This window comes from Pseudomonadota bacterium (assembly GCA_034189865.1).
In the GTDB taxonomy this organism is placed as follows: Bacteria; Pseudomonadota; Gammaproteobacteria; order UBA5335; family UBA5335; genus JAXHTV01.
In genome coordinates, this window is sequence record JAXHTV010000025.1 from 25,404 (window position 1) to 36,929 (window position 11,526).

General features: G+C 58.6%; 10 protein-coding genes. 2 read left to right on the plus strand and 8 right to left on the minus strand.

The genetic code is table 11. The annotated features are described in order from the left end of the window. Positions 1-215 precede the first annotated feature (215 nt). From SVU69_10955 to SVU69_10975, 5 genes are all read right to left on the minus strand, one after another. Positions 216-1,763, minus strand: coding sequence for an acyl-CoA synthetase (locus SVU69_10955; protein ID MDY6943511.1), 1,548 nt, complete (start codon positions 1,761-1,763; stop codon positions 216-218). A gap of 96 nt (positions 1,764-1,859) precedes the next feature. Continuing rightward, positions 1,860-2,816, minus strand: coding sequence for a 2-dehydropantoate 2-reductase (locus SVU69_10960; protein MDY6943512.1), 957 nt, complete (start codon positions 2,814-2,816; stop codon positions 1,860-1,862). A gap of 31 nt (positions 2,817-2,847) precedes the next feature. Next, positions 2,848-4,293, minus strand: coding sequence for an SLC13 family permease (locus SVU69_10965; GenBank protein MDY6943513.1), 1,446 nt, complete (start codon positions 4,291-4,293; stop codon positions 2,848-2,850). A gap of 33 nt (positions 4,294-4,326) precedes the next feature. Further along, positions 4,327-5,673 (minus strand): UDP-glucose/GDP-mannose dehydrogenase family protein, encoded by a 1,347-nt coding sequence (locus SVU69_10970; protein MDY6943514.1) that lies wholly within the window; start codon positions 5,671-5,673, stop codon positions 4,327-4,329. Between the two features lie 152 nt (positions 5,674-5,825). Next, positions 5,826-6,572 (minus strand): FkbM family methyltransferase, encoded by a 747-nt coding sequence (locus tag SVU69_10975; GenBank protein MDY6943515.1) that lies wholly within the window; start codon positions 6,570-6,572, stop codon positions 5,826-5,828. 111 nt (positions 6,573-6,683) lie between these two features. Between SVU69_10975 and SVU69_10980 the strand changes: the two genes are divergently transcribed. Beyond that, on the plus strand, positions 6,684-7,886 hold the full coding sequence (locus tag SVU69_10980; GenBank protein ID MDY6943516.1) for a TraB/GumN family protein: 1,203 nt from the start codon (positions 6,684-6,686) through the stop codon (positions 7,884-7,886). Here the strand turns inward: SVU69_10980 and dusA are convergent. After that, complete coding sequence (dusA, locus tag SVU69_10985) at positions 7,879-8,871, minus strand: tRNA dihydrouridine(20/20a) synthase DusA (protein ID MDY6943517.1); 993 nt, start codon at positions 8,869-8,871, stop codon at positions 7,879-7,881. The genes SVU69_10980 and dusA overlap by 8 nt on opposite strands. A gap of 202 nt (positions 8,872-9,073) precedes the next feature. Between dusA and SVU69_10990 the strand changes: the two genes are divergently transcribed. Continuing rightward, positions 9,074-9,982, plus strand: a complete 909-nt coding sequence (locus SVU69_10990) for a DnaJ C-terminal domain-containing protein (GenBank protein MDY6943518.1) — start codon at positions 9,074-9,076, stop codon at positions 9,980-9,982. A gap of 12 nt (positions 9,983-9,994) precedes the next feature. Here SVU69_10990 and SVU69_10995 read toward each other — a convergent pair whose 3' ends face one another. Next, positions 9,995-10,492 carry a glutathione peroxidase gene (locus tag SVU69_10995; GenBank protein MDY6943519.1) on the minus strand — a complete coding sequence of 166 codons (498 nt, stop codon included), beginning with the start codon at positions 10,490-10,492 and terminating at the stop codon, positions 9,995-9,997. Positions 10,493-10,558: 66 nt separating this feature from the next. Beyond that, positions 10,559-11,526, minus strand: a 968-nt coding sequence (locus SVU69_11000) for a 3-deoxy-7-phosphoheptulonate synthase (protein ID MDY6943520.1), incomplete at its 5' end; no start/stop codon positions are given.

Here is an 11,526-nt window from a genome sequence, read left to right on the forward strand (position 1 = left end):
ACGAGGTGGATCGGCTTGCGTTGCCATGAAAACCACATCGCGAACCGGCGTCGTAACCCCGCTGGGAGGAGATGCCGGAAACGGGAACACTGACCATGGGAACCGACATTGGGCCCGGCCGCGTCCCGCGACCCGTAACGGTACACTGACCCGCCAGGGATATCTAGAGGCTCGTACTATTCCGCCGGAAAACCCATTGCGCGAATCCAAAGCCATCACACCTTCTTTCCCGCATCCTTCCAATATTCATCCCGAAGCAAGCGCTTATAGAGCTTGCCGGTGGGCAAACGCGGCAAAGCGGGATTGAAATCTACGGTACGCGGAATCTTGTAGCTGGCCAGGTGACGGGAGGCAAACTCGAGGATTTCCTCCGCCAGTTCCGGCCCCGACGACACACCCGGAAGCGGTTCGATCACCGCTTTGACGGACTCCCCCCAATCCTCATCGGGCACTCCGAATACCGCCACGTCCGCGACTTTCGGATGCTGGTGCAGCACGGCCTCGATCTCCGCCGGGTAGATGTTCACCCCGCCGGATATGATCATGTCGGTCTTGCGATCGGAGATGTACAACCACCCGTCCTGGTCCAGATACCCCATGTCGCCGACGGTGAACATCCCCCCCTGGCGCGCCTTTTCAGTCTTATCCTTGTCCTTGTAGTATTCAAATTCACCCATCGGCGATCCCATATAGATGGTGCCCACTTCGCCGGGTCCTAGCTCGCCGCCATCGTCATCCAGAATCTTGAGTGTGGCGCCGGGAAAGGCACGACCCACGGTACCCGGATGCTCCAGCCATTCTTTGGGCTTGACGTAGGCACCACCGCCTTCGGTGGCCGCGTAGTATTCATAGATCACCGGCCCCCACCATTCCATCATTTTTCGCTTGGTATCCACCGGGCAGGGCGCCGCCGCATGAATCACACTGCGCAGACTCGATACGTCGTAGCGCGCGCGCACCTCTTCGGGCAGCTTAAGCAAGCGATGGAACATGGTGGGAACCATGTGCGTTGCGGTCACCCGATACTTTTCGATCCGCTCCAGACAACCCTCCGGCGTCCATTTGTCCATCAGCACCAAACTTTGCCCTTGATGCATGGCGCCGGTACTGAAGGCGCCAGGCGCCGCGTGATAAAGCGGCCCTTGCGCCAGATGGACCCCTTCCCCGGGCTTAATATCAAACATCGCACTGAGCATACTGCCCATCATGGCGGCGGCTTCGGGGGGACCCCCCGTGAGTGCGCGGCGCACCCCTTTGGGCCGACCGGTGGTGCCCGAGGTATACAGCATCAACTGTCCTGCTTCGCGGTCGGGAGGGGCGGTTTCGGGCTGTCCCTCATGCAGCGAGGCATATGGACGAAACCCGCTGATCTCGCCAACGCTGAAACGTCGGTCCACCGGGAATTTGAGCGCTTCGGCAGCGGTCCGCGCCGCCTCGGCGTAACGTGCATTGGCGACAAAGGCTTTGGCTTCGGAGTTCTCTAAGATATATGCAATTTCTGGCCCGGTGAGATGGTAATTGATGGCGGTCATATACAGCCCGATTTGCTGTGTCGCCATAAAAACCTCGATCCACGCCGATTCGTTGGGCAACAGCACGGCAACGAGATCACCCCGCTTGAGCCCTAACGAACGCAGGCCATGGGAAAGCTGGTTGACCCGTCGCCCCAATGCGCCAAAGCTCATCTCTTCGCCATCATCCGTGACCAACGCCAAACGATCCGGGTCCTGTGCGGCCCATGCCCAAAATCCGTAGGTCGCCATAACGACTTGTCTCCTCTTGGTTAACGCGTATGTTGTGGCATCTTCTCTGGATGCCTGCCTCACTCGAGTGCCTTATCAAACCAATGTGTTAGCTTCTTAGGCTCCCTGCGAGGCCACTGATTGCATTCGCCGCTGTTGAATTTTCATAAGCTGCAGCAACGTCTCCAAAACCGGAACCGGCACTCCCAATCGATGCGCGGCACTAACTGCTCGGCCCAGCACCGCATCCACCTCCATCGGACGACCGTGCTCGAAATCCAGCGCCATACTGGTCTTGTAGGGCGGCATAGCCCGGGTACGCTCGATGTTCAGATCCACCACCTCATCTGGTAAGGGGTGACCCTCGGCAGCGGCTATGAAGGTGACTTCCCTCATCGCCGAGCGGATCAATCGCTCGCCGCCCTCCGCACTCAATATCGTGGCGGTATCAACACCACCCGCCAAAACCGAGACCGGGTTAAACGACGCATTCCAAACGCATTTACCCCAACGCGCGGTTTCGACATCATCCGTGATGTCGCAGGCAATACCGCTTTGTCGGAATGCTTCGGCCAAGCGTTCGAGCGCGCCGACACCCGGGGCATCGCCATACAAGCCCAGCACCAAATCACCATAAGCGCGATGGACGATCCCGGCGGGCGCGGCCCGGCTCACGGCAACGAACGCCAACCCGCTGATCAGCGGGTTGTTGGGAAACCGGGCGGCGATGTCCGATTCGATGTGAATACCGTTTTCGATTAACACGAGGGTGGTCTCGGGCCCCACCGCCGGCTGGATCAACGCCGCCCGGTCAAGTCCATCGATCACTTTTACGCACAGCAGCAGGTAGTCAGGGAATCCACGATAATCCGCGGGACTGCTGAGTACCTCGCTGGGGCGAAAGGACAAATGCCCCAAGGGACTTTGAATATCAAACCCGCCTTGCTGCACTTGGGCGTAGTTTCCGCGGCAGACCACGGCGACATCGTGTCCCTGGCGGGCCAACAACCCCCCATAGAAGCCACCGATAGCGCCACCACCGACCACTAAAATACGAAGTGGTTCGTTACTCATTACCCTCTCCGCGCCCGTCGTCACCGCGTACTCAACCCGTCGTCACGCTGATCCCGATCGGCCAGACCCTAGGCAACCACTGCATCACAAACAGCGTAACGAGCACCAACGCTATCAGATTCAGGACGATGCCGGTACGCGCCATTTCACGGATCGACAGACGGTGACTGCCAAAGACCACCGCATTCGGTGGCGTGGCCACCGGTAGCATAAAGGCATAAGACGACGTCACTGCCACCACCACCATAAACGACAGCACAGGCAAGCCGGCGGCCGCAGCGAACGCCCCCAGAACCGGGATTAGAAGGGTTGCGGTCGCCGTGTTGGACGTCAGCTCCGTTAACATCAAAACCAACGCCGCGGTGGACGCCAAAATGAGGACGGTGGGCATGGCCTCGAGCAAGGTCAAACGCTGACCCAACCATTCACTGAGGCCGGTGCTTTGAAACGCGCCTGCCAGCGCGAACCCCCCACCGAATAGGATCAGAACGTCCCAAGGCACGGATTTGGCCGATTCCCAATCCAGTAAGCGCTGCCCCGGCCGACCCGACGGGCTGATAAACAGCAACAAGGCACCACAGAGACCCACGCCTGCATCGTCGATCCGGCCAAACCATTCGGCGGGAAGAAAATCCCGAATAATCCAAAGGCCAGCCACGGCAGAGAACACCATTAAGACCCGCCGCTCGGGAACAGACAGGGGTCCCAGGCGGGCGAGTTCGTCTGCAATCAGTTGGCCGCTGCCCTGCCCGCCCCCTTGGTCCTCGAATGACGAGTCCATGCGCCGGGTGAGGTACCATCCCGCACTGCACAGCATGACAGCAGACAAAGGAACGCCGAAGGCCATCCATTGCGCAAATCCGATCGAGTAGCCATAAAGCTCGTAGGCGAGACCGGCGAGAATGGCATTGGGCGGTGTGCCAATGAGCGTCGCCACGCCGCCGATGGAAGCGCCATAAGCGATGGCCAACAGAAGCCGCGATGCGAATCTTTTATCGCCGACCTCGCTGATGGCCAAGGCTATGGGCAGCATCATCAGTGCGGTTGCAGTATTGCTGATCCACATGGACAAAAAAGCGGTGGACAACATGAACCCCAGCAACAAACGTCGCGGCTGGTAGCCGATGCGACGAATGGTCTCCAAGGCGATGCGGCGATGCAACTGCCACCGTTGCATGGCGATGGCAATGAGAAACCCACCGAGAAAAAGAAAAATCAGGGGATTGGCGTAGGCATTGGCGACCTCGGCGGGCGACGAGACAGACAGCCAAGGCAGAAGAACGATGGGCAATAGCGCGGTTGCGGCCAGCGGAATCGCTTCGCTCACCCACCAAACCGCCATCAAAACCGCCAGCGCTGCCACCGGAACGGCATTTTCGGGCATGCCCAAGTGCTCGCCGGTCCAGAACAAAACAGCAAATGCGGTCAGACCGGTCACAATTCCGATGACGCCCAAGTGTGCTGACTCCTTAGGCAATTGCCGCCTCCTAAGCAATGCGTCTGGCGCTGGTCAGCCCTTGTCGACTCCGTTGATCACCGGACGGCCGATCCCGTAGTAGCTAAAACCCAGCTCCCGCAGGGCCACGGGGTCATACAAATTGCGGCCGTCGAATATCACGGGCTGTTTCAAACGGGCGGCAATTTCACCCAGGTCCGGACTACGAAACAAATTCCACTCGGTCACCACCACCAAGGCATCGGCGCCGTTCAGGACATCCCAATGGTTCTCGCATAGTGTGAGATGGGGATGATCAGGATAAAGTCGCAGGGTCTCGTCCATGCTGGCGGGGTCGTAAGCCTGAACTCGGGCTCCCGCAGCCCACAGCGCCTCCATCAACACACGGCTGGGCGCTTCTCGCATGTCGTCGGTGCCCGGCTTGAACGCCAAACCCCACAGGGCGAAAGTCCGACCGGAAAGATCGCCTTCGAAGTGAGCCAATATCCTCTGAAAGAGGCGGCGCTTTTGATCCCCGTTCACGGCCTCGACGGCGCGCAGAATCCGCGCCTCATAGTCCACACCCCGTGCGGTGTGAATCAACGCGCTGACATCCTTGGGAAAACACGATCCCCCATAACCCACGCCCGGATAGATAAAGTGGAATCCGATTCTGGGATCGGACCCCAAACCGATACGCACGTGTTCAATGTCAGCACCCACCCGTTCGGCGATGTTGGCGAATTCATTCATCACGCTGATTTTGGTAGCTAACATGGCATTGGCCGCGTACTTGGTCAATTCGGCCGAGACCGCGTCCATCACCAGCATGCGGTCGTTCTTTCGATTGAAAGGCGCATAGAGCCGGTGCATGTCAGCAACCGCCCGCTCGTCCTCACTGCCGACGATGATGCGATCGGGCTTCATAAAATCCTGAACCGCGTCGCCCTCTTTGAGAAATTCCGGATTGGAAACCACGGCGAAGTCGATCTGTTGCCCACGGCTAGCCAGCACCTCCGAAATGGTGTCAGTCACACGCCGAGCCGTGCCCACCGGTACAGTGGATTTATTCACCACCACCCGATAGTCCACCATGTGCTGAGCAATGGTCTTGGCCACTGCAAGCACGTGCCGCAAGTCGGCCGACCCATCTTCGTCGGGCGGGGTTCCCACCGCGATGAACTGGAACAAACCGTGGGCGACACCCGCCGCCGCATCGGTCGTAAAAATGAGGTTGCCGGCCGCGATACCCTGGGCGATGAGTTCGTCGAGGCCGCTTTCGCGGATGGGTACGTCGCCTTGGCGCAGTCGCTCCACTTTCGTCTCGTCGATGTCCACACACATCACCTGATTGCCCATCTGGGCAAAACAGGCTGCCGTCACCAGCCCCACGTAGCCGCTGCCAAAAACTGTTACCTTCATGAAATTACACGTACCCTTCTCGCGAACGATGGTGGACGGCTCAAAACTGCCAAGGCACTGCGCAAATGTACGCTGCCGCCGGGGACGGATTGTATCAGTCGGCGGCCTTCGTGCGCGACGCACCTGACGCCGCCACGACCGACCCAAAATAACTATTCAAGCCGGGCATACACATCACCGGAGATACTGTCGGGCGAGATTTGCTGTAACTGCTCGATCATCGCTCGCTCCCCCAGCCACTCGGGCTCGAACCATTGCATTTGTTCGCCCAAAGACCGATTGAACCGGTAATTGCCTAAAGATGCCAAGTATGTCAGACAGGCGATAGCCAAATCCGGCCGGGCCGGAAGATACTCGAACGACAATGCCCTCAAGGGCCGGCTTAGCCCCTGAAGCACCTCATACTCGAAACCCTCCACATCGATTTTGCAAAATGCCGGCTCACCGAATCGCGCAATCAGGTGATCGAGCGTCAACATATCCACTTCCACCTGCCGATCCCATGACACCCTCCGAAACGACCGAACCGATGACAGACTCTCAATCCACCGATCAGACATTGTGGTGACGGTCGGTGTGCGGCGGCTGATGTGAAGTGTGGCGTTTCCTGCTTCGGTTCCCAGGGCGGCAGGAACAATCTCCACTTGGTCAGATCGTCCATACATGTGCTCAAGCCAAGCCAAACACTGCGGTTGAGGCTCGACGGCAACCACCCGAGCGCCCAACGCGATCCAGGCACGCACCCGCCCGCCGACATGCGCGCCCACATCGAAGCACAGATCACCCGGACGGATGAATTGACCATAGAATTGCACGGCGCGCCGGTGGCGACCCGGGTAGGCGTGATACATCCAGAGCGAACGTAGCAGGCCGTAAGCTTGAGAAAAATCCACTTTCACGCACCGTTCTGCTGTTCTTTACCCGTCGACAATGGCTTGATACCGTGGGCGCCTGCCGGCATGCTTCGCATGCGATCTATATCTTGTACTGACCGCAAGTAGAACCCGAGTATGAACGATTTCGCGGTATCCGAGCCCACTGTTTCAGTCGCCGTCGGTGACACCCAAATCACGCTACTGGGAACCGCCCACGTCTCCCAATCCAGCGTCGACGCGGTCAAGCACTTGATCGAGTCCAATCACTTCGATGCCGTTGCGATTGAACTGTGTCCGAGCCGCCATTATGCCCTGACCCGTCCCGATTCCATCGCGCAAATGGATTTGATCCAGGTGATTCGGGAAGGCAAAGCCGGGCTAGTGGCCGCCAGCCTGGCCCTTGGCGCCTATCAACAACGTCTTGCCGACCAACTCGGTGTCGACCCGGGCGGCGAAATGCGGGCCGCCGCCAATGCCGCCGAAGCCGCGCAGTTGCCACTGCTGCTCATCGACCGTGATGTCGGCGTGACGATGCGCCGAATCTACTTCAGCGTTCCTTGGTGGCAACGCCATGTCTTAGTGGCCGGGTTGCTGGCCAGCCTGCTGTCCCGAGAGCAGATCCGGGAAGAAGACATCGAGCAGCTCAAACAAGGCGATATGTTGCACCAAGCCTTCGCTGAGTTCGCCGAACAATCCGAGCATCTCTACCGCGCGCTGATTGAAGAACGCGATCATTACATGGCCGCTCGTCTGCGCGAAGAAATCGATCGACACCCCCACGGACACATTTTGGTGGTGATCGGAGCCGGACACATGGATGGTCTGGTCAAACAACTTCGCGCCGCCCCGTCGCAGACGCCTTCCGAGGAAATTGCCGAACTCTCGGCTACTCCGCCATCGCGCCGATGGCCAAAAGCGATTCCCTGGATCATCGTTGGGATTATTTTTACCGGTTTTGCCATCGGTTTTGCCCGCAGCCCGGACCTGGGCTGGCAATTGGTCGGGGACTGGGTGCTCATCAACGGAACCCTGGCCGCACTGGGCGCGCTGGTGGCGCTGGCCCATCCTTTGACCATCATCGGCTCCTTTTTGGCGGCACCGATCACGTCCTTGAATCCGACCATAGGCGCTGGCTTCGTCGCCGGCGGACTGGAAGTATGGTTGCGCAAGCCACGGGTGCTCGATTTCAGCAACCTGCGTGCGGACGTCGCGCAACTGCGTGGTTGGTGGCGCAATCGGGTCTCGCGCACTTTGCTGGTATTTTTGTTCGTCACATTCGGTTCCGCAGCGGGAACCTACATCGGCGGTTTCCGGATCCTCGAGCGCCTGTTCAACTGACAGCGCTGGCCGTAGCCGCTGAGCGCAACAGATCCAACGCCTGGGATATCACCGCCGCCGATGCGCCCGAGCCATGGACGTTTTCGCTCAGGTAACGGCGAAAACGCCGCGCCCCAGGCACCCCCTGAACCAGGCCTGACAAGTGCCGCGTCATGTGGCGCAAGGGTGTGCCGCGCTCGAGCTCCTCGTTCACGTAGGCTTGGTAGCGGGAAATCACCTCCGCGCGCGAGATTGCTTCGCTGTGTTCGCCGTAAAAAACCGAATCGACGTGACTAAGCAAGTACGCGTTGTGATAAGCGGCACGCCCCAACATCACCCCGTCCACGTATGCGAGCTGCGATTTGGCTTGGTCGAGATCATTCAAGCCGCCGTTGATGATAATCGCAAGGCCAGGAAAATCGCGTTTGAGCCGGTAGACCGTCTCATAACGCAAGGGCGGAATCTCACGGTTCTGCTTCGGATTCAGTCCGCTCAACCACGCCTTGCGAGCGTGAATGATAAACGTATCGCAACCGCCATCAGCCACGGTTGCGATGAATGCCACAAGCGCTTCGTAACTGTCCTGGTGGTCGATACCAATCCGGGTTTTAACCGTGACGGGCAAATCGGCGGCCTCTCGCATCGCACGAACGCAATCGGCCACCCGGTCCGGCTGTGCCATCAGACAGGCGCCAAAACGTCCGTTTTGCACCCGATCACTGGGACAACCCACATTCAAGTTGACCTCATCGTAACGCCATTGCGCGGCGAGACGTACGCACGCCGCAAGCTCCGATGGGTCACTCCCACCCAGTTGCAGGGCCAATGGATGTTCGCAGTCAGAATAGTCGAGCCAGCGAGCCGGCTTGCCATGGAGCAGGGCACCGGTTGTGACCATCTCGGTGTAGAGTAGAGCATGGCGGCTCATCACGCGGAACAGATAACGCGCGTGGCGATCCGTATACTCGAGCATCGGTGCAACACAAAACTTTCTATCCAGCGTCAACAGCCACCACCTGTGATAAACCCACCATCGGGGCGTTAGTTTACCATCGGCGTCTACGAAACGACTTGGAGCGCGTCGCCATCAACATCGGAACGCACCGCTTTTTCCGGTTGAAACTGGCAACGCCCGCCCCAATGTAATAGCTGAAAAAACCGGTGTTTTGGCGCCCTGCGATGCGCCGCTGCTCAATGAACCGTGATGTATGAAATATAAAGACTATTACCAAATCTTGGGTGTCGCGCGAGATGCCTCTCAAGACGAGATCAAGCTCGCCTACCGCAAGCTGGCCCGAAAATACCACCCGGATGTGAGCAAAGAACCGGATGCCGAGGCCAAGTTCAAGGAAGTGAGCGAAGCCTATGAAGCCCTGCGCGACCCCGAACGACGAAAAGCCTATGATCAGTTCGGCCACCAATACCGGGCCGGGGACCAGTTTCGGCCGCCACCCGGCTGGGATCGCGGTTTCGGATTTGGTTCCGGCGGAGGTGGATTCGGCGATTTCAGCGACTTTTTCCAAGCCATTTTTGGCGATGCCGACCGCCGCGGCGGTGCCTTTCGTGAAACCTGGGGCCGACAAACAAGCGAAGATCAGCACACCAAGATCGACATATCCCTAGAAGAGGCGTTTCGCGGCACGACCCGCCAAATCAGCATAAAAACACCCACCGGGACACGCAAAATCAGCGTCAAGATACCGGCGGGTGTGCAAGCGGGTCAGAAAATCCGCGTTCCCCGCCAAGGGCAACGGGGACCGGGCAGCGGCCATGCCGGTAGCCTTTATTTGGAGATCGAGCTGCGACCCCATCCCTGGTTTCAGGTCGATGGGCGGGATGTGCGACTCGACCTTCCGCTAACGCCTTGGGAAGCGGCCTTGGGAGCAACGATAAAAATCCCGACTTTGGGTGGGAGCGTCGAGCTGAAAATCCCGCCCGGCAGCCAAAGCGGCCAGAAACTTCGTTTAAAGGGTCGAGGCCTGCCCGGCAAGCCGGCGGGTGACCAATACGTGATTTTGCAAATCCACACGCCATACCCGAAAAACGACAAGGAACGCGGGATCTACGAAGCCATGGCCGAAGAAATGCCCCTGAATCCGAGAAGCGGTTGGTCGTAGCGATCAGCCGCCTTACAGGGCTTGAGATTCAGCCAAGGCGGCTTCGATATCAGCACGAAGCGCTGAATCATCGGGCTGGGTTGTGGGCGCATACCTTCCGCGCACAGACCCTGATCTACCGATGAGAAACTTTTCGAAATTCCATTTGATCGGGCCTGGGTAACCACCGCCGTCACTCGTCAACCAAGCGTAAAGCGGGTGCTGCTGATCACCATTCACTTCAATTTTGCTGGTGAGCGGAAACGTCACGTCATACTTGGACTGGCAAAAGCTCTTGATCGTCGCCTCGTCGCCGGGCTCCTGATTCATAAACTGATTACAAGGCAGTCCTAAAATCACCAGGCCCTGATCCTTATACGCCCGGTACAATGCCTCGAGCCCGGCATATTGCGGCGTGAGACCGCACTTGCTCGCCACATTGACCACCAAAACCACCTGGCCGCGATAACTATCCAGCGGCAGCTCTTCCCCGTCGATCGTCTGGACGGAAAACTCATACAAGATGCTCATTCTCACTCCTATTCGCGATGCCACTGGCCTTTCCCGCCAGCCGCCGCGATCCGGTTGATCAAACGGCTAAGAAACGGCGGTGGTACTGAGGCGCTGAGGCAATACATCCTTCAGCATAGCCTTCAATTCCAGCAGCAGTTTTTCGGTCGATTCCCAATCAATACATGCGTCGGTGACCGATACGCCGTACTCCAACTGCTTCGGATCATCACCAATCTTCTGATTGCCCCAGCCGAGGTTACTTTCCAACATGATTCCCACAATGGAACGGTTACCTTCAAGAATCTGGTTGGCCACGTTACGTGCCACCAACGGCTGCAAGGCCGGATCTTTGTTCGAGTTGGCATGGCTACAATCCACCACGATGTTCGGACGAATACCGGCCTTTTCCAACGCATCCTCGCATAACGCGATGCTCACCGAGTCATAGTTGGGTTTCGCTCCGCCGCGCAACACGATGTGTCCGTAGGCGTTGCCACGGGTGCGAACGACCGTAATACGGCCATCCCGGTTGATTCCCAGAAAACTGTGCGGGCTATTCACCGAGTGTAGGGCATTGATCGCCACATCGAGGCTCCCGTCCGTGCCATTTTTGAAGCCCACGGGCGTCGACAAGCCGCTGGCCATCTCGCGGTGAGTCTGGGACTCCGTCGTGCGTGCTCCGATGGCCGACCAACTGATCAAATCGGAGACGTATTGCGGCACGATCGGATCCAACGCTTCGGTTCCGGCGGGCAACCCAAGCTCGGCCACTTCCACCAGAAGTTCTCGGGCCAGCCGCAAGCCTTCTTCGATGTGGAAGGAATCGTCCATCCGCGGATCGTTGATCAGCCCTTTCCACCCCACGGTGGTACGCGGCTTCTCAAAATAAACCCGCATCACCACCAGGAGTGTGTCATCAACCTGCTGCGCCAACCGGGCCAAACGGTCCGCATAGTCGCGAGCGGCACGGGCGTCGTGAATCGAACAAGGCCCGACCACAACAAGCAGACGATGCTCTTGCCGATCCAAAATCTCCTCAATGGCACGACGGC